Source organism: Hymenobacter segetis (genome assembly GCF_054776495.1).
The window spans coordinates 52,044-75,496 of the sequence record NZ_BAAHBV010000005.1 but is presented as its reverse complement, the minus strand read 5'-3'; the positions used below and the strand labels follow the sequence as shown (position 1 = coordinate 75,496).

General features: G+C 51.9%; 20 protein-coding genes. 9 read left to right on the top strand and 11 right to left on the bottom strand.

What is annotated here, in order from left to right:
- Nucleotides 1-172: 172 nt before the first annotated feature.
- Together ACYU70_RS22005 and ACYU70_RS22000 are read right to left on the bottom strand one after the other, a co-directional pair.
- Entirely contained in the window at nucleotides 173-1,873 is a 1,701-nt protein-coding gene (locus ACYU70_RS22005) for a hypothetical protein (protein ID WP_342301119.1), read from the bottom strand.
- 100 nt (nucleotides 1,874-1,973) lie between these two features.
- Nucleotides 1,974-2,243, bottom strand: coding sequence for a hypothetical protein (locus ACYU70_RS22000; RefSeq protein ID WP_460616128.1), 270 nt, complete (start codon nucleotides 2,241-2,243; stop codon nucleotides 1,974-1,976).
- A gap of 187 nt (nucleotides 2,244-2,430) precedes the next feature.
- On the opposite strand from ACYU70_RS22000, the gene ACYU70_RS21995 reads away from it, so the two are divergent.
- From ACYU70_RS21995 to ACYU70_RS21970, 6 genes are all read left to right on the top strand, one after another.
- Nucleotides 2,431-2,871, top strand: a complete 441-nt coding sequence (locus ACYU70_RS21995) for a very short patch repair endonuclease (RefSeq protein WP_460616127.1) — start codon at nucleotides 2,431-2,433, stop codon at nucleotides 2,869-2,871.
- A gap of 74 nt (nucleotides 2,872-2,945) precedes the next feature.
- Nucleotides 2,946-4,313, top strand: a complete 1,368-nt coding sequence (locus ACYU70_RS21990) for a DNA cytosine methyltransferase (protein ID WP_460616126.1) — start codon at nucleotides 2,946-2,948, stop codon at nucleotides 4,311-4,313.
- 229 nt (nucleotides 4,314-4,542) lie between these two features.
- Nucleotides 4,543-5,970: an ATP-binding protein gene (locus tag ACYU70_RS21985; protein WP_342297242.1), complete on the top strand. Its 1,428-nt coding sequence runs from the start codon at nucleotides 4,543-4,545 to the stop codon at nucleotides 5,968-5,970.
- A complete protein-coding gene (locus ACYU70_RS21980) occupies nucleotides 5,963-8,821 on the top strand; it encodes a Z1 domain-containing protein (protein WP_342297241.1) in 2,859 nt (952 codons plus the stop codon). The genes ACYU70_RS21985 and ACYU70_RS21980 overlap by 8 nt, the downstream gene beginning before the upstream one ends.
- The gene (locus ACYU70_RS21975; protein ID WP_342297238.1) at nucleotides 8,814-9,848 is read left to right on the top strand and encodes a PD-(D/E)XK motif protein; all 1,035 of its coding nucleotides are present in this window, start codon (nucleotides 8,814-8,816) and stop codon (nucleotides 9,846-9,848) included. The genes ACYU70_RS21980 and ACYU70_RS21975 overlap by 8 nt, the downstream gene beginning before the upstream one ends.
- The gene (locus ACYU70_RS21970) at nucleotides 9,841-12,180 is read left to right on the top strand and encodes an AIPR family protein (protein WP_342297236.1); all 2,340 of its coding nucleotides are present in this window, start codon (nucleotides 9,841-9,843) and stop codon (nucleotides 12,178-12,180) included. Before ACYU70_RS21975 ends, ACYU70_RS21970 begins: the two co-directional genes overlap by 8 nt.
- Nucleotides 12,181-12,202: 22 nt before the next feature.
- Here the strand turns inward: ACYU70_RS21970 and ACYU70_RS21965 are convergent, their stop codons facing one another.
- Complete coding sequence (locus tag ACYU70_RS21965; RefSeq protein WP_342297234.1) at nucleotides 12,203-13,570, bottom strand: hypothetical protein; 1,368 nt, start codon at nucleotides 13,568-13,570, stop codon at nucleotides 12,203-12,205.
- Nucleotides 13,563-14,816, bottom strand: coding sequence for a hypothetical protein (locus ACYU70_RS21960; protein WP_342297232.1), 1,254 nt, complete (start codon nucleotides 14,814-14,816; stop codon nucleotides 13,563-13,565). The genes ACYU70_RS21965 and ACYU70_RS21960 overlap by 8 nt, the downstream gene beginning before the upstream one ends.
- Here ACYU70_RS21960 and ACYU70_RS21955 point away from each other — a divergent pair, their 5' ends adjacent.
- On the top strand, nucleotides 14,817-14,984 hold the full coding sequence (locus ACYU70_RS21955) for a hypothetical protein (protein WP_342297231.1): 168 nt from the start codon (nucleotides 14,817-14,819) through the stop codon (nucleotides 14,982-14,984).
- Between the two features lie 344 nt (nucleotides 14,985-15,328).
- Here the strand turns inward: ACYU70_RS21955 and ACYU70_RS21950 are convergent, their stop codons facing one another.
- The 7 genes from ACYU70_RS21950 to ACYU70_RS21920 all read right to left on the bottom strand — a co-directional run bounded on the left by ACYU70_RS21950 (nucleotide 15,329) and on the right by ACYU70_RS21920 (nucleotide 22,262).
- Nucleotides 15,329-16,315 carry a ComEC/Rec2 family competence protein gene (locus tag ACYU70_RS21950; protein ID WP_342297230.1) on the bottom strand — a complete coding sequence of 329 codons (987 nt, stop codon included), beginning with the start codon at nucleotides 16,313-16,315 and terminating at the stop codon, nucleotides 15,329-15,331.
- Nucleotides 16,315-17,064, bottom strand: coding sequence for a hypothetical protein (locus tag ACYU70_RS21945; protein ID WP_342297229.1), 750 nt, complete (start codon nucleotides 17,062-17,064; stop codon nucleotides 16,315-16,317). The genes ACYU70_RS21950 and ACYU70_RS21945 overlap by 1 nt, the downstream gene beginning before the upstream one ends.
- A 1-nt stretch (nucleotide 17,065) precedes the next feature.
- Complete coding sequence (locus ACYU70_RS21940) at nucleotides 17,066-19,300, bottom strand: ATP-binding protein (protein ID WP_342297228.1); 2,235 nt, start codon at nucleotides 19,298-19,300, stop codon at nucleotides 17,066-17,068.
- Between the two features lie 79 nt (nucleotides 19,301-19,379).
- On the bottom strand, nucleotides 19,380-19,637 hold the full coding sequence (locus tag ACYU70_RS21935; RefSeq protein WP_342297227.1) for a hypothetical protein: 258 nt from the start codon (nucleotides 19,635-19,637) through the stop codon (nucleotides 19,380-19,382).
- Between the two features lie 124 nt (nucleotides 19,638-19,761).
- Nucleotides 19,762-20,757: a tyrosine-type recombinase/integrase gene (locus tag ACYU70_RS21930; protein WP_342297226.1), complete on the bottom strand. Its 996-nt coding sequence runs from the start codon at nucleotides 20,755-20,757 to the stop codon at nucleotides 19,762-19,764.
- Nucleotides 20,758-20,908: 151 nt separating this feature from the next.
- A complete protein-coding gene (locus ACYU70_RS21925) occupies nucleotides 20,909-21,196 on the bottom strand; it encodes a hypothetical protein (protein ID WP_342297224.1) in 288 nt (95 codons plus the stop codon).
- The gene (locus tag ACYU70_RS21920) at nucleotides 21,186-22,262 is read right to left on the bottom strand and encodes a GIY-YIG nuclease family protein (protein ID WP_342297223.1); all 1,077 of its coding nucleotides are present in this window, start codon (nucleotides 22,260-22,262) and stop codon (nucleotides 21,186-21,188) included. Before ACYU70_RS21920 ends, ACYU70_RS21925 begins: the two co-directional genes overlap by 11 nt.
- A 179-nt stretch (nucleotides 22,263-22,441) precedes the next feature.
- On the opposite strand from ACYU70_RS21920, the gene ACYU70_RS21915 reads away from it, so the two are divergent.
- Nucleotides 22,442-22,951 (top strand): FtsZ/tubulin family protein, encoded by a 510-nt coding sequence (locus ACYU70_RS21915; protein ID WP_342297222.1) that lies wholly within the window; start codon nucleotides 22,442-22,444, stop codon nucleotides 22,949-22,951.
- 27 nt (nucleotides 22,952-22,978) lie between these two features.
- Nucleotides 22,979-23,302 carry a hypothetical protein gene (locus tag ACYU70_RS21910; RefSeq protein ID WP_342297220.1) on the top strand — a complete coding sequence of 108 codons (324 nt, stop codon included), beginning with the start codon at nucleotides 22,979-22,981 and terminating at the stop codon, nucleotides 23,300-23,302.
- The last annotated feature ends 151 nt before the right edge of the window (nucleotides 23,303-23,453 follow it).

Genomic DNA, 23,453 nt, shown 5'->3' with positions numbered 1-23,453 from the left:
TGCTTTTTTGTCAAAGCATTCCTATGTAATCATCTAGAGTTGAAACAGTCAACGAATTCGTGCCTCCGCAGGCCTGCTTTTTAATGCCGCAGCAGGATAGTAAATGGCAAAATCCGTCGAATCGATTATAAAAAATGCAGCCAACATTGTGCCAACCCTTTAACTGAGGGTACTACTCAGTGCGGCTTAGGTGGCTTATCTGAAAGTTCTCAAACCGAAGGTTGAAATCGGCCAGTACCGGAGAACCTTCGCGCTCCATTCTCAATCGTGGCGCATCGTGCTTCAGGTGACTATGCATGTGATGAATCGGGTCGGACTCTGTCGCCTGCTTGGTGATGCGAGCGGCTCCTGCCAGTAATTGTGGCCAAGAGCCCCAGGCGGCTCGCTCGTCCTGCTCAACCCCTGTGAAATGAATACTGTGACGACCGATGATAAAGAAATACACGTTGCCTATCGCATTTTCTGCCGGGGAATGCCGCGTAATCTGCAGCGCGTTGAGGGTCGTTTTCACATCGTTCCGCTCTACCCACGTCACCACCTTGTCAAGCCAGCTCAAGGCATTTTTCTGGAGGTTGCTGATGACACTGCGCCGCTTTTGCATGGAGTTGGCAAACGGGTCCTGCCATTTTAGCTGGAATAACCCCAGTGACTTGGTTGCTTTATCAAAGACAACCGCGTCGATATCCGTTTCGCGCCCGTCAATAGACATGCGTATCTCAACTGGAATACGCACGAACCGGTCCTCTGTGAAGAAGCCAAATATCATTCTCCTGAACCGGTCCTCCCGGTTGTTCACTGCTTTGGAGTAATCCAGCTCGCAGGTTCTTTTCAATTCATGGTTCAGAAACTGAAAAGGGTTATTGAGGCATCCGGCGGTCGAGCGCAGTAGCTGCGAATCTGAAACCTGAACAAAAGGAGGCGGAGCTATGCGGGGAATTGACAGGTAAGCTTGGTAATTGTCTTTATTCAGCGTGATATGGTTCAGCATGCCGCTAACCTCCTGCCCGGCACGACCCAGGTACCGGGCGAGGTCGGCGACAACACCTTCTCTGGAACAGAATAAGGATATAATGTTTCGCAGTTCGAGGCGGTCATATTTTTTGTGTGCCGCTTCACAGAACGCCTTATGGAGCAACGCTAGACCAGCCAGGTACTCGACCATGGTGACGTAGGCCCCATAAGGTACCTGCCCGAACAGGTCTGCTTCGTCAAAATCGTCGTGGACCTGTTTGCGAAAAATGTGCTGCCGGCCCTGTTGAATGAAGTATTCCGTAACGTAAGGGGTTGCCTGATAGGCAATGGTTCGTCTGTCGGGGCTCTTAACCGAGAGCATAACCCGCTTGTAGACCCGGTCAGCGTCGAATCTGTCCTTGTCAGCTTTTTTGCTTGTCAGCTGCCCGACTATATGCTTCTGCACAAACTGCCAGTCATGCAGGTCAAAAAATTCAGCATTGGAATAGGATTCCGTAGTAGCGAATACAAACTCGCTTTCAATTGGCTGACTGATTGAGGCAAAGCCCATTTTGCAGAACATTACCAGCTGCCGAGCAAAAGCAAGCTTACCAGTTGCGTGAATGACAGAGTCGGCCCAGGCAGTAATATCGTTGTTTGAGTACAGGACTTGCTGGAACTCGGACTGCTCGATTTTTGAATACCATGCTTGGAGTAGCAGTGGCCATCCATACTGATGAATGGTTTCAAAATAGTCTGTATAGGCAGCGTCAAACTGTCCGCTGCCACGCAGATACAGGTAAACAATGTCCATTTCCCTGACTATGTTGACAACAGCGCTTCCCGGTAAGCCACTTATCTCCGAGAACTTTTCCAGTTCAGAATCAAGCATTGACTCCAGAATCTCTGCGGGCATGGGCATAGTACGGGCTGGGAAAGTATTTAGAAGTAAGCGTCAGAACCACAGTCACTACACCAAGCACCCGTATTCGGTGGCCAGTGGTGGAAGCAGCACGAGCAAATTATGGGGTCTGTGTGTGTCCGGCCAAGACGACCAGAACCGGTCCGCGTAGTATCTCGTCTTCGTTTTCAATATCAAACGACTGGCCGGTCAGCTTTCCCACCACTTCCATTGCGGCCGGATTGATTTCGTCTTCGCAATCGAATACAGAGTAGACGATGTAGCCAGGGCCATTCGCTAGGACGTCCACCAGTTTGGGGCTGCAGCGTAACAAACCCGGCACCAAGTCTGCAGCGCCTTGGAATTCCGGCGTCAGGCCGGGCGTCCACAATCCCTGGTCTGATACTGACTGGGGCGTAGCGGCCGGTTGATATAATATTGCAGGCATCTGAAGGCGGGATACTGTCCTGTAAAGGAAGAAAGAAACCGCGAATATCCGACCTGCAATGAGGCTGGTTCCGGTACGGGGGGTGTTCAGCAAAAAGCACCTTATATGCTGCCATAACGTTTACCTACTGATGGCCGACGTTCATACCCCTTCCACGCGCAGCTTCAATATGTCCCGCATACGGGGCAAGGATACCAAGCCGGAAATGCTGGTGAGACAGTACCTGCATGGCCGTGGACTGCGGTACCGTCTTCATGTCAAAGGGCTGCCAGGAAAGCCTGATATGGTGTTCCCCGGACTTCGGACCGTGATTTTTGTGCATGGTTGCTTCTGGCATCAGCACGAAGGATGCCGGTATTTTGTGGTGCCGAAAACCCGGACCGAGTTCTGGATGGAAAAAATCGGGCGCAACGTAACCAATGACGAGCGCCAGCAGACAGAATTAAAAAATCAGGGGTGGCGGGTGCTGGTTGTGTGGGAATGTGAGCTTCGGCCACCGCATCGGGAACGTACGCTGGAAAGGCTCTTTTATTCCCTGACAGCCCCCGAATCGGATGAACTGGAATGCTAAATCTGCTGGCAAATGGCCGAAAAGTTCCGTACTTGTGTGCTGGAAAAGCGAGTGTTTTCGCTAAATAGCTGACAATGAACTATATCGACCTGTTCGCGGGCGCAGGTGGCTTATCCGAAGGCTTCCATAATGCGGGCTTCACTCCGGTGGCGCACGTAGAAATGGATGCCCACGCCTGCGATACTATCCGCACAAGACTGGCCTGGTATTGTCTGCACGAGAAAAAGGATTACCAGCCATACTTCAATTACCTCCGCGGCAAGCTCCCACGCGAGGAGTTGTATGAACTGATTGAAAAGACTCAGCCAGGATTACTGGATTCAGTCATCAACGAGGCCATTGGTGAAGAAACGCGGCAGGGAATATTTGATAAGATTGACCTGCAACTGAAACGCCTGCCGGAAGGAAAGCAGGAAGTAGACCTGATTATCGGAGGGCCGCCCTGTCAGACCTTTTCCGTTGCCGGACGCGCCCGACTGGGGCGCGCAGTGATGGAAAACGACCCTCGCAGTAAGCTCTATCTGCAGTATGCAGAATTCCTGGTAAAGTACCGTCCCCGTATGTTCGTGTTTGAGAACGTGCTGGGGATGCTGAGCTTCAGGAACGGACAGCAACTGGACCTTATCCGGGAAACGTTTCTGGAAGCGGGCTACGCTATGGATGTGCGGGAGTGGAATGCCCGAAGCTTCGGGGTGCTGCAGAGCCGTGAGCGACTGATTATCATTGGCTGGCGTCTTGACCAGCCGGCATTAGGCTATCCGGCATTCGGGACCCTGACGGCAGAAGAACAGAAACGATTCACAGTAGAGGAACTGCTCAGTGACCTGCCGCCTCTGGAGCCTGGTCAGGTTTTCCCGCCTACTCCTTACGAACCCAAGACCAATACGCCATACCTGAAATGGTCAGGTTTACGCCAAAAATGCCCGGTAATAACCTGGCATCACGCCCGGCCGCACCGGGAGGAAGACCGGGAGATTTACCGGCTGTTTATTGAACACTGGAACGACGGGGGCGATGAATATCAGCGAATGCGATATAACGAGCTGCCGGGTCATCTTATTTTTCACGTGAATAAGACGGACTTCACCGACAGGTTCAAGGTAGTGGCCTCGGATATGCATTACTCACAGACTGTGGTGGCACATATCAGTAAAGACGGACACTATTACATTCACCCGGATATCAAACAACGCCGTTCGCTTTCAGTGCGGGAAGCGGCCAGACTGCAGTCGTTTCCTGACAACTACTACTTTGAAGGACCCCGGACTTCGGCGCTGAAACAGATTGGCAATGCAGTCCCGCCGCTGATGGGTGAACGAATTGCCCTAAGCGTTCGCAATGCGCTGAATGGCGTCGGAAATTTTCTACGGCCGGACTCTCCGGTAGGTAAACGCCGCTCCGGCAAAAAAGACAAGCAGTTGGCGCTAAACTACGCGCAGTAAGAATCCGATACGATTCCTGCTGCATATTAATCCGGATTTCAGTCAGACAGCTGGTGCCATCTTCGTTCAGGGGATGTACCAGCTGTTTTCTTCCCCATGCCAAATCTGATATAACTCTTACCTTCATCCGATACCTCCACTATCGGGTTTCTACCTACCGGCAACAGGCCGGCTATCAATGAGCTTTGAGACAATTCCTTTCGAGGAGGCCGGCCCGCGGGCTGATTCCATGCTCGAAACCCTACGCTCCATCGGTTACACGCTGGACACGGCCGTGGCCGATATAATCGATAACAGCATTGCAGCCGGAGCAACGGACGTACAGCTCGAAATCATCTGGCAGGGGCAGCAGTCCACTTTGACACTATCGGATAATGGCCGGGGTATGAACCCGGAAGCGCTACGGGAAGCAATGCGACCGGGCAGCCGGCACCCCAGCCAGGTGCGCCACAAAGACGACCTGGGACGGTTCGGACTGGGCCTGAAAACTGCCTCTTTCTCCCAATGCCGCCGGTTCACAGTTCTTTCCAAGCCCCGGCTGGGAGAGGTGACTTTCCGGTGCTGGGACCTAGATTATGTGAACGAGGCAAAGGCTTGGAACCTGCTGTGCCACGTCTCGGATGAATCCCTGGTGGAACAACTGGCAGCCCAGCCGCAGGGTACCATTGTGTTCTGGGAAAAGATGGACCGGCTGGTGAGAACCCTGCAGCTGGGCAATCCAAAGCACGAAGCGCTTTTTGGCCAGTACGTCAAGCTGGTCGAACATCATCTGGCCATGGTCTTTCACCGTTATCTGGAAGACGGCAGCCTGACGATTTACGTTAACGGAGAGAAGCTGAGCCCCTGGGACCCTTTTCTCACGGCTGAACCCTTCACCCAGCGTCTGATTGACGAAACCCTGCTCAGCGGGCAGGTGGTTATCCGACCCTACATTCTGCCGCATCACCGCCGGCTTTCCCATCCCGACCTGTTTGAGGAAGCAGGGGGCCTGCGCGGCTGGGGTGCCCACCAGGGCTTTTATATCTACCGTAACCGGCGGCTGCTGGTAGCGGGGGACTGGCTGGGCCTGTTCCGCCGCGAGGAGCACTGCAAGCTGGCCCGCATCATGGTGGACCTGCCCAACACGCTGGACGATGCCTGGCAGATTGACATCCGCAAAGCGCAGTCCTTCCCGCCGACCACGCTGCAGGGCGACTTCAAGCGAATCGGCACCCATGCCCGCACCCGGGCGGTGGAAGTCTACCGGGCCCGTGGGCGCAAGCTCAAGCACACCCACAGCATTGGTTTCACACCGGTCTGGCAGGAGAATGTCCGCCTGGGTCAGCGGCACTACACCATCAACCGCCAGCACCCGCTGGTAAAGGACCTGCTCGAAAAAAGCAAAGGCCAGTCTTCCGCGCTGCTGCATGCCGTGCTGCGGATGTGCGAGGAAACCATCCCCGTACCCCTGATTGTGCTGAGTGAGGCGGAAAAGCCCCGCGAACAGGCCGTGCCGTACGAAAACGTCGGCGACGAGGAAATCATGCCGTTGCTGCAGGACCTGTTCAGGGACTTCCGGGCGGCCGGCCGCTCCGCGGCTGACGTGCGGCAGTTGCTGTTCAACATGGAGCCTTTCAATTATTTCCCTCACCTCATCGACAAGCTCCCGAATGCCTGATTCCCACGAGGAGGCCCTGAGTGTGGCCATCACCATGCTCACGCCCAAGGCCCATAAAACCCCGGCTGTTATAACCGAAACGGTGGGCCGGGTCGGGATGCTGTACCCCGAGGCTGACAAAGAGCGGCTGCAGGCGGACCTGCTGGCCTACTACCGGGTGAAATCGCTGGATTACGCCATTCTGGAGGATAAGGCCAACCGGCAGCCCCCGTGGCTGGACAAGGCCCGTGAGGACATCAAATGGAAGTTCTGGAGCCGCTACCGCGACTACATGCAGTTCGACCGGCGGATGGCCGCTCATACCGTAGACCAGCTGGGCGACCTGACCGATGACATCCTTGACCGTCTGAGTAACCCCCGCAGCACCCTGCCTTTTGACCGGCGCGGTATGGTTGTGGGGCAGGTACAGTCCGGCAAGACCGGCAACTACACCGGTCTTATCTGCAAGGCGGCGGATGCCGGCTACAAGCTCATTATTGTGCTGGCGGGTATCCATAGCAGCCTCCGCAGCCAGACGCAGGAACGTCTGGACGAGGGCTTCGTTGGGTATAATACCCAGACGGCCCGTACTCACCGCACCGGAAACCACTGGATTGGTGTGGGGAAGCGTGACCGCAAGGTGCCGGCTCACTCGCTGACCACCAGCGCGTCAAACGGGGATTTTAAAACCTCCTTGGCGGACAGTGTACCCGCTACCATTTTCGGGTCGGACCCGGTGCTGATAGTGGTGAAAAAGAATGTCAGCATCCTGCGCAACCTGATTCTGTGGCTTGCCGCCAAGGGAGAGGAGACCGAGAAAGGGCACCGCCTGCTGAGCGATATGCCGCTGCTGCTGATTGACGACGAGGCTGACAACGCCTCGATTAACGTCAGCAAGGAGAATATATCGGCTGTGAACGCCGCCGTGCGGGTACTGCTCTCTCTGTTTGAGCAGAAGGCCTACGTGGGCTACACGGCGACTCCGTTTGCCAACATCTTCATTCCCGTACTCAGCCGCGCCGATTTTGAGGCATTAAACCTGAGCATCAAAGGGCGCCACAACACCCTGGACGCTGCCGTCGGGCAGGAGCTGTTCCCCCGGGACTTCATCGTCAATATTCCCCCGCCGACCAATTACATCGGCCCCGACAAGATTTTTGGAATCGGCGACCCGGATGACGAAGAGGATGGCTCCCATGAGAACGTCCTGCCGGTGGTGCATGAGCTGGACGAGGAGACCGACAACTACCTAGAGCTGTTTCCCAACAAACACAAAAAGGACGACGACCTGCCCACTTCCCTGCCGGATTCCCTGGAAGATGCAGTGAATCACTTCTTCCTGACCTGTGCGGCCCGCATGGCCCGCGGGCAGACCCGGCAGCACAGCTCGATGCTCATCCACGTCTCGCGCTTTGTGCGCTGGCAGAACCAGACCGGAAAACTGGTCAGCGAGTACCTGAGCGACTGCCGCTCCAAGCTGACCCTGCGCAAAAACAGTCTGGAGCCGGCGCTGAAGGCGTTATGGGAAAACGAGTACGAGCCGGTCACGGCGCGGTTTATCGATGAAAAACTGCTGGATGACCACGCCATCAAACCCCTGAGCTGGGAGGCGGTGCGCAAGCAGCTCCGGCCGGCCATGGAACGCATTAAGGTGCGGGTGGTGCACGGCACCCCGGACCGAACCGGCGATACCCTGCACCTGCCGCTGGCTTACAGCGATTACGACGATACGGGATTATTTGTCATTGCCATCGGCGGAAACAAGCTTTCCCGTGGGCTTACGCTGGAAGGACTGTGCGTGAGTTATTACCTGCGGGCATCGCGGATGTACGATACGCTCATGCAGATGGGGCGCTGGTTCGGCTACCGTCCCGGATACGCCGACCTGTGCCGGCTGTTTACCAGCGGGGAAATCATCAGCTGGTACCGTCACATTACCCTGGCCACCGAAGAGTTGCGTCTGGAGTTTGACCGGATGGTACGGCAGCGCCGCACGCCGGAAGAGTACGGCCTGAAAATCCGCTCCAAGCCCGGGGTGCTCCAGATTACGGCGACCAACCGGATGCGCGGGGCCTGGCCGCTGCAGCTGAGTTTTGCGGGTGAGCTGATGGAGACCTATGCTTTCCCCCGTCGCGACCCCGGTTTCATAAAGACCAATTACGATGCGGTGCAGAAGCTCATCAACCAACTGGGGGCACTGGCTCCGGTGGGCAGGCAGCCCTATGCCTGGCGCGGGGTAAGCGCCGATACGGTGCAGGGTTTCCTGCTGGAATACCTGACGACCCAGCGCAACATCGAGCCGGGGAAACTGACGGATTACATCAGTAAACAGCAACAGGACGGACGCCTGACTAAATGGACCATCATCCTGATGCAGGCAGAAAATGATACGAACCTGAAGGTGCCGTTTATCATCAACGAAAAGCCGGAAATGGTCCGCACCACGTTCCGTAATGCGGCCGGGGCAAAGGATAAGTCCAAAGCGGTCAGTACCGTCGAATACGTAATTCCCAAGGCGCACATTATCAGTCCGCGCCACGAAGCGCTTGATTTGGACGACACCCAGCTGAGCAAGGCATTGGAAGCCACCCGGGCAGAGCGTGCCGGGGCTGCTTACCCTTCCGGGGAGCAAATCCGGTTGCAGCGGCCTGCTTCCGAGGCGCTGCTGCTGCTGTACCCGCTCGACCCGAGGCCCGCAGAATATGAGGATGGTATCCCGGTGATGGGTTACGCCATTAGTTTCCCGGCGCTGAAAGGTGACCGGAAAGTGACTTACATGGGTAATTCACAGTTGCTGGCCGAGTTTACCAATGAAGACGATAACGAGCTGGACGACGAGGCCGACCAGCAGATAACCCGCGACGATGACTAACGCCGGAACCGCCGCTGGCCTAGAAGCCATCTGGAAAGAACTTGCGCTCGAACCGCCGGCATCCGGTAAGGTAGAGGCCCTCCCGTGTTTGCCGGCCAACCCCGAAAGCCCGCTTTCGGCAGGGATACTCAATGCACCCGACGGAGGTATCCGCCGGGTGCTGATGCTTGCGCTGCCGGTGCGCCTGCGTTCGCGCATAACCCCCGACCGTCGCTATTCTGGCCTGAGCCTTGAGCCGCTGCCGGACCCGGATGAACCCGAAAAAGCGTTTCTGCTGGCTCTGATTCTGACGGATGAGCGGTTTTCGGACATCTTCTCCATCCTAGCGGCCGACATCGTGGCGGCTTTGGCAGATGCCCATGACAGCAACGCCCACCTGCGGGCTTTTATGGCCCGGCTCAACCGCTGGCAGGAACTGTTCGGCTTGTTTAACCCGGCCGGGCTCAGTGGTCCGGCGCGGCAGGGTTTGTTCGGGGAACTGCACCTGATGCGGGAACTGCTCGCGGAGGGGCTGGCACCTGGTCTGGTAATAAATGCCTGGACAGGTCCATTGCACGACCCCCAGGATTTTCACTTCGGGCCAAACGCGGTGGAAGTGAAAACCAGCTCCGGGAGCAGTCAGTCCTTTCAGGTCAGCGGCGCCGCCCAGCTGGATGAGAGTCCCTTCGAACAGCTCTTTCTGGTGCATCTGTTTCTGGAGGTAGCGGAAAATGCCGGCGAAACGCTGCCCCAGCTGGTGCAGCATCTGGTTGCACAGCTAGAGTCCGACCCGGCCGTATTCAAGCTTTTTGAAACCCGCCTGCACCAGGCCGGCTACTTCCATGCGCAGGCCGAGCGCTACCACGCGGAGGGATTCCGGGTGCGGCATACCATGCCGGCCCTGGTTCACGAGGCCTTCCCGCGCATCCGGGCGGCGGACCTGCCGCCCGGGCTTGGCTCAGTCGCTTACACCGTCGACACCGACCAGTTGCTTCCCTATCTGATTCCTTTCGCTACCCTCACTGCTACGCTCGATTCCCATGTCTGATACCGACGAATTGCTGACCTTTCTGACCGACCTGAATCAGGAAATCCGTGCTCTTACAGAGGCGGAGCAGGAGGGAGCGCTACTGGAAGAAAAAGCTACTGAGTACATGATTGGCATGCTGTCTGATGCTGGTGAGACGGAGGATGCCCGCGTCTGTACCAGCATCAAAGCAAACAAAGCCAATCAGATTCAGCATAAAATCAACGGGTACGCGCTCAGCGAGGACTACGAAACCGTTGACCTGTTCATTACCTTTTTCCAGGAGGGTGAGGAGGTGCGCTCGTTTCCCAAAAGCGAGGTAACAACAGCTGCCAACCAGTCGGAGCGCTTTCTGAAGGATGTATTTAACGGCTACCGGGAAAAGCTCGATGAGTCGGCTCCGGTCTATGACTTGGCGCAGGTGCTGTTTGAGCACGCCGCCAAAGTGGTGCGGGCGCGCATCTTCATCCTGACCAATGCCCGGCTGACCTCGGACATTGTGTTGCCGGACCGCAAACTGCGGGATACCCTGCACGTCCAGTACCATCTGTGGGACCTTGAGCGCTTCCACCGTCTATGGACCAGCCGGAACCGCCGGGAGCCCATTGAAATAGACTTTGAAAAGAGCTATGGCAAGCCGCTGGCGTGCCTGCCCATGCCGGTGAGCAACAATGATTATCAATCCTGCCTGGCGATTGTTTCCGGGACCATGCTGGCGGAAATCTACGAGCGCTACGGTGCCCGCCTGCTGGAGCAGAACGTTCGTTCCTTTCTCGATTTTACGGGTGGCGTAAACAAGGGAATCCGCAACACCATCCGCACGGCTCCCCACCGGTTTCTGGCTTACAACAACGGCATCGCGGCCACTGCCGAGGATGCCGAAGTGCGGGAGATGCCCGGGGGAGGGTGGGCCATCTACAAGGTCCGCGACCTGCAGATTGTAAACGGGGGCCAGACCACGGCCGCTATTTTCCGCACACAGCGCCAGGACAAGGCGGACATCAGCACGGTCTTCGTCCAGATGAAGCTGACGGTGCTGCGGCGGCCCGAGGAGATGGACGAAATCATCCCGCTGATTTCCCAGTACGCCAACAGTCAGAATGGTATTCAGGCGGCCGACCTGTCGGCCAACAATGCCTTTAACCGGCAACTCGAAAAGATTTCCCGTACCTGCTGGGCGCCAGCAATCAAAGGCTCCGCGCTGCAGACCCGCTGGTTCTTTGAACGGGCCCGCGGCCAGTACAAGGTGGCCTACAACCGGGAGCTGTCGTCGAGCCGGCGCACGGCTTTCGAGAAGCAGAACCCGCGCAAACAGCTTTTCAGCAAGGAAATGGTTGCCAAGTTCGAGCACATGTGGAACGGCTACCCCCACCTTGTGGCCAGGGGTGCCCAGAAGAACTACTCGGAGTTTCTGAAGGATAAGCTGAAGAAGGATTTCCTGCCCAATAATGTCTTCTTTGAGGACCTGATAGCCAAAGCCATTCTGTTCCGGGCCGCGGATACAGAGTATGGCCGGGGGGCTACCAAAATCGGGGATTTCAAGTTCCTTACGGTCCCTTACACCCTGGCCTTTCTGAACCACCTCACCGGAGGGCGGATTGACCTGTTTAAAATCTGGAAGCAGCAGGAGGTATCAGAAAACCTGCGGGAAGTTATCCGCAAGCTGCTCTACGTGGTCGACAAATTCCTGCTGGACAATGCCGGTGGAAAACTAGTAAGTGAACGGGCCAAGCAGGAGGATTACTGGAAGCTGCTGCTTACCAAAGCCCCGACCAGCGACAGTCGCCAGAAGATGCTCAACCTGCTGGCAGATGACTTTGCGGACCCACAGCAGCAAAAGAAACGCTACAGTCAGAACAACGATGAACTGGCAGCTGAGGAGCGCCGGCAGGAGGAAGAGTCACTTCGCTCCCTTGGGGCAAAGGCATGGGAAATCATTGAGCAATGGGGTCGTCAGACTGACCTGCTGACACCGCATAAACGCGGAAAATGTGCTGCAATCGCCCTAAGCATCAATAAAAAACGTCCTCTTACGGATAGCGAAGTTGAAAATGGCAGGTCTGTTGTCGACTTGGTGCTGGAGAAAAATCCGCAGCTGCTTGAAGAGCTGTATGCTGAACAGACTGTATCAGCCACCACTACTGCGCCCCGTAGAATCATAACCATGCAGGATGTTGAGCATCTGGTTGATTGGGAAAAATCGAACAGGAAGCTCAAAGCAGAGGATGCAGGCTTCCTTATCAAAATAAAGAAAGGGGAATTGAGGCTCAGCGATTCGGTCAAAGGCAAAGTATGGTATTTACAGAATAGTGTAGTTCGTAACGGGTATGTTCTTCCTGTACTAACAACGTAGAAAATGTAATGCAACTAAGTGGCTAGTTGTTGTCCCAAAGAGCTAATTCACTATGTATGAACCAAACTAGGCTTGTGTTTGGGTTAGTCGTAATGTAAAATATAGCCTCTTCCAAAAAAGGCATCATGAATTCATTTATCAATTTATACATCGCATCACTAAGCGATATATAAGTTAAGTGAAATTCAGTCGCTTTGTTATGCACAATAGCGTTTCGTATCATGTATACCATTTTTGGCAATACTTCCTTCAATTTAGCAACATTATTGACAGCGCTAATTGTAAAACCATTTTTAGATACAGCAAGCGCATTCATTACAGATTCGACATCAGATGTTTGAGAAGGATTCAGCCCACTAACAAACGTGCTCCACTTCGAGTAAATCAGGTCGGCAACAAAGCCGCCTGCATATGGCAAAGCATTGACATCAGCTAAAAAATCTTTTAACGCTACCAGTTCGCTTTCTGCAATTTTTTTGTTCATTGTACTAAAATCTCTCATCGAAAACATTCTTCCATTATTAATGCTCTCCATCTTCACTAGTAATGATTTATACATAAATTCTTCAATAACATGGTATATAAGCAAATATTTAGATAAAATCTCTTTATTATGACTGTATTCACTCAATACGTATAGAACGTTGTTGAACTGCTGATATTTATTCGAGATGGAGATGTTATCCCGCCATGGATTGGATGTAGCTGAAGTATAGTTCTTGGGGCTATGGAAAGGTAATCCAGCTGAAACGTAATGCATAAGGACCCCAGCGATTGTACTTGGCATACTAGCAAAACTTCCGTTTTTTGCCAATATGTATTTCCTTTTTTCATTTATCGACCCTGCTGCAAGTTTAGATAATAAAACAAGATACAGTGACTCAGGGATTGTGTTTTGCGTTATATAGTCATGAAATCCGGATGGATTGCTGAAATCAATAACAAAAATTGACTCGTCAAAATGACTGCTGTTGTAAAAATGAAAAAATGGTATTATGGTTGAATCAAGCTCTAAGGCTCGACCAATATCAAAATTAACAGTATAGTTAACTGGATTCGGGTCGGTTAGGTTAAATGACTCATTCGCGAGTAGATTAGATATTATTGTAATAAATCGAATTTCGTTTAGATTAAGTATTTGATACAAAGGAAAATCGGATTCAAGTATGGCAATAATAGCCAGTATATTCGGGTAGTCCGCAGGAAATACTTGATTTTCTTTAGCGAGAGTGAGATTAGTTATTATTGTACTAAGCTGTTCGCTGATTTCCACAAATCTCTCCTCATCTGCCGAGTTTAAGGTTCCAACAAAAGCTTCGATTGATGGCTCGTCATTCAGACTCTGTAAGAAGCCAAGAAGGTTGTCAAAGATGATATCCGTTCTATTCATTTGTGGAGCCTTTGAAGAATTCAACCCATGAAATGCCTCCACTATTCCGGCTACTTAGCACGTGTAAAACCCCTCTAAAAACAGCGTTTTTATTAGCTGTTCCGATATTCACTTTTGCCAAATCTAAGCTGTTACGTTCTGTTTCGAACTCGTGAATATTCAATCTGCGGATATTCGTGAGTAATAAGTCTACAGCACCTTCAAATGCGGAATCAATGTTCTCAATGTGAATATTGTGTATTCCTATTGACTTGCCAATTGCTCCATAGATACCGGACAGAACAACTTCTCTTCCAATCCATTTTATCCCTTCAATATCATAATTAGCCAGTAAGCTGGATTCTATTTCAAGAACAGAATTAATATAGCGCACCAAGAATTCATAACTCAGCAACTTCGAATCAATTTCGGTCGCAAAATCTTCATTCTGAGATTTTAGAATGAGTGTTGAGTTTGTTGTGACAGGTTGCCCTACTCTGAAAGATAGTAATGCTGATATTAAATGTGAGAACAAAAACTCGCCCCTTGACCTTTCTTTGCCGTAATGAATTGAACTGGTTTCTCGTTCTCTAACAAGATGAAATCTGCCAATATTGATGTTTTCAAAAACCGGTAAAATGTTTAAAAAAATCAACTCCAGTTGATGCTTAATTTTAACTGGCTTATGTCCAGCATTTAGAATAAGCATTTTATTCACTTCTTCATCCGGAGACAGATTGTACCAGACTTCAAACCATTGATAGTTGTCCTTAAATGATTGTTCAATATCTCCTGATGGTCTCTTTTGCTTGAAATCCTGTACTATATCAAATAATATCTTCGTACTGGAGTTTATGTTCGTAAGCTCCTTAGAGTACCTCTTCGACATCTGATAACGGTTAAGCTCAAGTATGTCTCTGCTGGCACTCAGCTGCTCTTTAGCTAACATTATAGTTTTCCATATCATATGCAGCCTATACGTGCGTTGTAGTCCATCAAGTATTCGAAAAGCAGCAATGTTAACAGTGCCGCATTGCGGAGGATTCTCTTTTGTACTGCTAACAGTCAATACAATTGGGGGAATATGGCTCCCCTTTAATACAGTATTAATCAACGAGTCCAAGTATATATTCGATACTATTCCACGCTGAATCTTATACTCTTGGTAATTCTCTGGAAGGCTGTTTATATAATCAAACAAAGAGGCTTTTATTAAATAACACATTGTAGAGCCTTCAACTCTCGTATCTAATATTTCGGCTTGCATATGCGCTCGATTATTTGTGAAGACTGTTTAGTTGGTTGGTCTATTATGGACAGCCAATTAGCTAAGGTATGGCAGTTTTTAGCTATTCTTCAACTTGCTGGGGCAGATGGTTACCCAAGACAGAGTTCAGAGGTGGAAGCTGATGAAGGCTTCAGGGTGATGGACTAACCTTAGCCAAGCCTCCTTTATTCAGGGAAAGGGATGCTGTTAGGTAGCAGTTCTGTTATGAGCGTGTCTCACCCGGCTTCGGTCTATGCATTGTCGTTCGTGTTTCTCAACTGACTGAAGCTCGGCTTTCCGCTGAGGGCGCGACAGGTGGCGCTGGGCTGCCGTGGCCGGGCATAGGTATAGGGGAATAGGATAGGTCTTGTTTGTTCCCTTGGCGCTGGCGGTTACATCGCACATCCACTCGGCCTCAAGGCGGTAGTACACTTGTACTATCCACCAAGTTTGAGGGTTTGTTTATGGGCATTTGAAGATACGGTCTCTCTGGTCGTTCCGGCCAAGCCAGCCTAGACATTGATTTCGCGGACCATACAGCTACCAGTAAAGTCAAACGTTTTGTCGCCGCCTTTGTCGTCCAGCACACTTACCATATCCAGCACAATGGTCTTACGCATGGCTTCAACGAATTTCTCCATTCCGTATTCGATGTTTGTGGCGTGAATTGTGAAGCCGAGCTTTTGAAGTTTAGTGAGCACCTGAAGATGTGGATGGCGGTAGCCGTCGTGATGACCGGACGAAATCACGGCTTTCCTCCCGGCTTCAGCTGCCAGCCCCTTCCAGAACCTGCCTGAATAATTCTTCTTGGAACCGTGGTGGGGGGCTTGGACAATCGAATATGCTATGCCTTCCAGTTCCGGGTCGCTGTTGAGTCGCTTCAGTGTTGAGGTGACGGCATCTGCAGTCAGCAAAATATTAAAACTGTTGATGGTAATGAGCAACACAGTCGAAAGCATGTTTGCTGCTTGGCTGGCTTCCTTGGGATTGGAACTGGAGTCCAGTCTGACAAGCCGGTTATAAGCTTCCCCCTCCAGATGGGCCGGCGAGAGTGTCTTAATCGCCAGATTTGGTGTGAGCTGCCTTTGCCATCCTTCCATAAGCTGGCAGATTTTACCCAATAAACCCTGTGAACGCAGGGCAGGGAGGAGTTTCACAATTTTGCCCAGTTCCTGAACAGGACCGGGAGTTGGCTCGAAAAACTTCCAGTAATCCTTGTTCAGGTGGAAGACCGTGTGGCCAAACCACCCAATCGGAATCTGTTCTTTCAGGCAATGCTCAAAAAGCTCAATAAAGCCGGAATAATGGTCCTCGTGGGGGTGAGATAGTATCAGAAATTCTATTCTGTCGTAGCCTCCATCAATGAGGTGTTTGAGTACAGGGTTGCTGTCCTCTTTCTTGTTGCAGTCGATAACCCCTATCCGCTTCTCGCTGCCGTCAAGCCATTCGAGTATGATTGAGTCGCCTTGGCCAACATCCTTAAAAGTTAAAGAGACCATTATTCCTCTTTAAATATGCTTTCGTCTACGTCATCAAAATAACCCTCTTTTGAGAAGAGAGTGGCCAGTTTATCGGATTTGGTATTTGAAAACTCAAACACCTTACTTCCTGGCTTGGTAATAACTCTGATGAACATGTAACCTCCTTCTTCCAGGGTCACTGCGCCTTCCAAGGGCTCCAAGTCGAATCTCCTTCGTTGGAATTTTTTCTCTTCCTCGTTGACCAAGCAATCGACCAATACAGATTGCTTTTTTACTTCGATTATCTGCCCGTAAAAACTCTCCGTGGTCGAAGGCGTGCCTATCTCGAAATTCAACTCTGCGAGTAACCTTTCAACATCGTAGGCCCCACCAGCAAGAGAGAACTGTTCTTTTGATTTCAGGTGTACCTGAGTTGGTGTGCGGTTTATATCATCCAGAATATCAATCACATCCTGCGCCTTATTGGTGTCTCTGGACCATACAACCAGAATGTATCTCTTGCCTTCAGGAACGATATTCCTGATGCTTTGGGCGCACCTGTATGGGTCAAACGGCAGGCCAATATTAGGGTCATAGTGCAGGTCAAGAAATACCAGTTCTATGCTCTCGATGGGATGTGGCGGAGCCTGCATTTCCTCCAGATTAACCTCGAAGAATTCTGCTTTTATAAGCTTCCTTCCAAAAGCCGTCTGAATGGGCAATGCGTCAGCCGGCATGTCATCAATCAGTGCCACCTGAGTTCCCTGAAGTTTCTCGAAGAGTAGCATACTAGAATTTATTAAAGAGTAACTCGACCGCTGCGCCATTATACATGGCCGGAATATTCCTCTCAAGCAGTTCTTCCTTGTCGTAGATGATGTTAAGCTTTCCGAACTGCATCATGGCTGTGTCTATCATGTACATGCCAATGCCGATTCCCCCATCCTTTCTACTAAAGAATGGTCGCACGATGTCCTCGATGTTGTCTTTAAACCCAGGGCCGTTGTCAGCCACTACGATGGAGACGCCATCCTTCGACTTGGTCGCGGATATATAAATTCCTTTGTTCGGCTTATACACTGTTTCCAGCCAGTGGATGCTGTTATCGATGAGATTCATCAACATCGTTATCAGCAGGCGCTTGTCACACCTGATTTCGCTGATTCCCGGGTCGACATGCACGCTGACGTTGACCTTTCTCATCTGCAGCCGCAATTCATAATTTTTTACGGCCTGCTCAACTGTCTCAGCGAGCAGAATATTTTTGATGCCGCCCTTTCTTAAAATTGATAGAATTCCGTTTACGTAGTCAGTTAACTCGTTAACCAAGCTTTTCAGCTTTATCGAATCGAGGGGATTCTCTCTGACGCTATCATGTAATCTTGGAACAAGCTTTTCAATCTCATGAATGGCAAAAGAAGCTGTCATACCAACACCAGCAGGAATCAGGAGAGCTGTCTTATCCTGCTGGTACCTTTTCTCAAGAGCACTTACTTCCGATAAAATCCTTTTCTTTTCTTGGGCATTCGGAATAACAGCGCTCTCAACCAGTTCTTTAAAGCTTTTGATGTTGCCCTCGAAAGAGTTAGGGCTCTCTTTATGGTTAAACTTAAGCCATTTTCTGCGGTCAACTGAACGTTCAACTTTAAAATCATTAAAGATGAATTCTAGGCAGAGGATGAATTTTTCGAAGGCTGCATTAGCGATAAAACCTTCTCTGTTCGTTTTTTCAACAAGCACTCCGGATTGCGCAGGGTCCAAGTAAATGAAACCTATCACCTGATTGTTGGAGAACCACTCTTTATTCTGAACCCGCTTGAGGTCAAAACCCAGCCAGTCATTTCCTGGCTCACCATAATCGTAAACGCGCAGGTCACCTTTAAAAACCCGGATGCCTGACTGTTCTTTTAACAGGTCCTTAATCAGGGTAGGTTCAGGCATTGTATCCCGCAGGGATTGAGCATCGAGGTCGTAGGAATAAACCTCCAGTTTTAAAGTGCCAAACGAAGCCGACCTATTCAAAAGCGCTTCGGTATGAGCCTCTATTTCTTCTGCAGCAATCTCCTTGTTTTTAGCGAAGAAGTTTCGCACAGACTGTTTCAGTTCCTCCCTGATATTTCTCTTGTACTTACTCCGGATTACCGCGTCCTTGCTTTTCCCGTCAATATCCCTGTGCCCGAGCGCAGTGTTGTTTTGCAGAGAGAAGTGGTAGTCAAAAGTCAGGTTGTACTGCGGGTCCAGCGCGGCCGTGAGTTTATATGGCGCGGCATCCAGTACCTGGTTTACGCTTGGCAGAGCCTTCAGCCAGTCGTTATGGAAATTGAGGGCTATGCTAAATTCCTTCTCCTCGTTTTTGGGCGAAAGCATGGATACAGTGCTTCGCTTGAGTTGCCTAGCCATCCCCTTCGTCCACGTCTCTTTTAAGTCATTCAGCTCGATGTATGTGCCGGGAGACTTTTTAAAGTGAAATGACTCAGGGGCAGTTACTTTCTTCCAAGAGATAGCAACTTCGTCAAGGTATTTTTGGGAGGAGAATGAGCGCCAGTCTATTTCTACATGTAATTCATAGTCCAAGAGATTTACGTTAGCGGTAGCTCCACTTTTGCCCGGGGTGACTTCAGCAGGTCTGGTTTTAAGTTTTATGAGGTTACTGAGCTTATGAACGGCAAATCGTCCCACGCCTTTTTCACCCATTGGGACTCTTTTGAATACAGGGCTCAGATTGGCCTTTCTTGTTCCATCATCCTGCAATGGTTTGCGGAAATCAGTTCCTGGCTCAAACCAAACACTGGTTAGCACTGCCTCATTTATTCCTGTGCCATTGTCTGTTATTACTATCTGAGCTTTTTGTGGGTCCTCAACGTTGTTAAATTCAATCTTTACCTCAGTGGCATCAGCATCATAACTGTTCTTTATAAGCTCATAAATAGCCATGACAGGACTCTTTATGAGTTCCTCTCCTAAAAGTATCAGAAGGTTAGCTTTTGGCTTAAATTGAACTTGGTGACCGGATGGTTCAGCCATGATACGTGTTGGGGTGATAGTAGTGTGTTATGACGATGTCAAGCAAAAGCTTTCGGAATCGCGGTAAGCGGTACCGTTATTAATCGAAATCCAGATAGAAAATTAGATTATTCAAATCCTCGTCAAGTTCGGATTGATTGGCATAAAAGAAAGTCTCTTCCTCCAGAATTTCATCATGCTCACAAACTGTGAGCATGAGCGTAGGTCCTTCACCGCGTCCACTATCCCGCTTCTTCTCTTTATAAAATTCAGCTTCAGGATATTGTGTACTGATATTGGATACATACTCTGCAAGAGCCTGATTGAAGAGAGTCGGAATGTTGGCTGTTGTCTGCATGGTCAAATCCGGTTTGTGGTTTAATTGGTCTCAATGTGTCAGTGCATTTAACTTCAAGCAGCATCAGAGGCTGATGGCGTACTATGAATAATGCTTTGAGGACTCAGGGTCTGGACAAAAACGATTACAAGCCTAGGGCTTGAGCAGCATTATATGCAATAACATCCGTAAGGCGGGTATACCGGCTAATCATTTCGTCAGTCTTCTGCTTTGTCTGGTTTTTGATAAAGTTATTGGACTGGCCGTTGAGCACGGCAACCGTGATAAAGGAAGCCCGCAGCGAGTGGGCTGAGTACTGGTCGCCCAGGTGCGTCTTGACCACGTTGTTTAGCCGGCCATCGGTCAGGCGGCGGGTGCCCGGCCGGCCCGGCTGCCCCGGCTTTGCGCGCACCATCGACACGAATAGCGGCCCGGACGTGCGGCCGAGCACCGCCACCCATTCCTCGCAGGCGCGAATCGGACAGAACAGCGGGGTCGGCGCGTAGAACACCGCTTTGTCTTCGGTTTCGCCCTGCTGGTTGGTTTTGCTTTTCTCCAGGTGCAGCACCAGTGCCCCGTTTTTGTATTCCAGCGCCTCGACGTTGAGGGCCACCAGTTCCGAACGCCGGAATGCCCCCGCGAAGCCGAGCAGCAGAATGGCCCGGTCCCGCAAGCCAACCGGTGTGGTCAGGTCCAGCCCGCGGATGGCCTGCTTCAGGGCCTCGACGGTAAAGGCCGGCGCTTGCTTCTGCTTTTTGCCCACGACGCGTCCGATGCCGCGCAGCACGGTCTCGACCGGCTTGGAGCCCACGGCCGACGGATGGCCGTGCAACTCGTGCTTCTTTTGGATGGCGGCCAGGTGCCGGCGGATGGTGGCCAGCTTGCGGGGCAGGTCGGCCAAGTGGGCAATGTAAGCCGCCAGGGTCGCTGCGTCGGCCGGGTACGGCGTCAGGGCGTTGGCTTCGCAGTAGGCCTCGAAGCTTTTCAGGTCGGCCGAGTACGCCAGGCGCGTGTTGTCCGCGCCGTGCAGCCCCTCGACAAAGTAGCGGCCGACGTGCGCGGCCAGGGCTTCGCCCATCTCGGCCAGCGATGAGGCCGGCACGACGGCTACTTGCTCTTTCTTTCCCTTTTGTTCGTTCATGGGTACAGGCGTGAGAGAGTGTCCGGCGTCGTGCTCACGGACTCCCGTGCGCGGCTGGATTGGTGAAAATCGGCCGGGTAAAAGTACGAAAAGATTAGGGATGATAATTAATGATTATCATCCCTAATCTCTGGAAATTGACTGAGCCTTTCTAACCCTGCTCATCGAGGTAGTCTTGCCAGATTTCTTTCCATTCGCTCAAATACGCTTGCGCTGATTCATGGCTTGGGAAGTCATAGGTTATGACGTCGGCCAAGTATTCCTTCTCCCATTGCTTCGTGCCCGGGTGCAGCACGTAAACCGGCCGGGTCTTGTATTCCACCACCAGTTGCCGCGTGTCGTTGTCGTCGATAAGAAACGGCGACAATTTGAAGCACTTGATTTGCGCTAGGTCGAGTGTCAGACCCGCGTGCGTGGTAATGGTTGCCTTATTGTTCATGGGATGCTTTCTGGTTCAGGCCGTAAGCGCGGGAGCCGAGCTTTTTCATAAAAAGGTATTCACGTCTTTCAACTTCTAACCGGGTCATGGTTTTGGGTAACGTCATGAGGACAGTAAATTGGAAATGCCGGGCGTGAGATGGGTCGGCTTCCATTAATTTGACGAGTTCCACATTGCCCCCGGTTCCTGCTGAAGTGACGTACTCCCTCCAGCGCCCCCAAATGCCTTCCGTCCCGGAAGCCGAGCCAATGTATTGCTTGCCGCTGGATTTGTCCAGAATAAGGTAGATGCCGGCCACGGCGCTAAGCATCCGGCACCACTCATCCCGTGGAGACTGGCTTTTCACCAAAGTTCGGAGCTGCGCAAAAGTGATGGTAAAATCCAAGTAATCGGTAAACGGCAGACTGAAAGGCCGCGCCTGAATTTCCAGGACCGTTTTAGGGGCCGTATCGCGCATCATCATGTGCCAGTTGCGTTCATTGCCTTTGCCCCAGTCAATAATGACCCGCTCTTTGAGGTCCTCGTACCCGCGCATTTCGGTTAACGTGTAGTCGAGCGCATCTTGGCCCATCGCTTCCACCGGGCCGACGGCATAAACACCAACAAAGCGTGCCCGTCGCCCGTCTTCGCCTAAAAAGGAAACGAGGTATTCACAGTTTTTGAACACCTCTTTTTTCTGCCGGCGCTGATAAGCCAGGAATTTTTCTGGTTCGTCGCGGTACAGGGCATACACATCGACCCCTCCCGTCGTGTCCCGGTGGCGGACCAGTTTCACCCGGCTATGACGGGGCAGTCGGCGATGATGCAACAGTTCCTGCAACGTGAGGGCAATGCCCGGCGCTTCCTTATAGTAATAGATACAGCCATCCAGTACCCCTTGGTCCTGGTCGGGGTAGCTGAACACAATTTCCTGTCCATTGGCTTTGCGCAAAATGGTGCAGAGTTGTTCCGGGCCAAAGCTCATCATGTAGGTTGCCGGGCTCACGGCATCGGGGAACCGCTGATGATACTCGTTCAGCAACGCATCAAACTCGCTGTGGGGGTCTGAAAGGGATTGAGCCGTCATGTAAGCAGGGCTGAGGAATTAGCAGCCGGTCCTAATAAGTGGCAAAAAATCGTTCCGTGCAAATCGAAGATATCCCGAACATTTAGCTTAGCCCCGGCAGCAAATTTTCGGCTCGGATGAGGACGACACGTTCTGTCGTCGTCCGCCTGCACCTTCGTTTAAAATTGGCTCTAATACCCATGCAAATCCCACTCATCCCACCCTTTGCCAGCGGCCCAGCTCAAGCGGATGCCCTGTTCACGTTCTGGCTACAAGAATGTGCCGATGTACCAGCCGTGCAGGCATTGACGCCGGTCACAAATGCCGGCCTGTTGATCGTCTTGCAGCTCATTTTGGCGGATACTGGGGATATCAAAGTGGACCATCAGGACATTTGGACCGTGCTGGCCGGAGCCAACTCCATTCAATTCGGCATGGCAACCGGGAAAGGCCACAACCGCGTCGCAGTAGTCGGGCAGCAACTGTGGGATGGTTCCACCCTGCTTGGCGATGATACACTGCCAGCCCACCGGATTTTACTGGCCATCCAAAGCGGAACGGCGACGGAACTGGAGATGGACGAGCTTACCTACCTCTTGGAGTACGTAATGAGCCAGGCCGGGGACCAAGCCGAAGTCGTTTTTGGGCACGGTCTCAATCCGGCCCTCGGCGAAAGCATCCAGGTGATGATGCTCGTCAGTCGGCAGTAAGACCACCCTTTCTTTTTGAGTAACCCCATGCTACGACCGCTACGCATTGCAAAACTGGAATGTCAGACCGAGGAGGACCGGCAAGCCAGGCAGGAAGTGCTAAACGCTCCGGTGCCTCCCGGCCTGCCACTTGGCACCAACATGCTCCTGATTTCCGTCGCCGGCCGCTTCCGGGGGCGGGGCCTAAGCCTGGCTGAACTGGTCGAGGCCGGGAAACACGGCTGGCAGGGGGCACAGCGCTACTATGGAGCGGAAACCGACAAGTTCGAGCGGTGGGGGTTGCTGTGGGTGCAGGAGAGTATGTCAATGGCGCTGTATGACCACGAAAATAAGGCCGGCCCTCCATCATAGCAGGTGTTTGTCAGCCACCACTAATCCTTACCTTGCACCTTGCTTACGCTTCTTCAGGAGAGCAGGTACCGTCCGTTTGCCTTCTACTTCAGGAGATGAAATTGGGCAGCGTATCCGGTTGAAATCCTGGACGAACGGGAGCAACTACTCT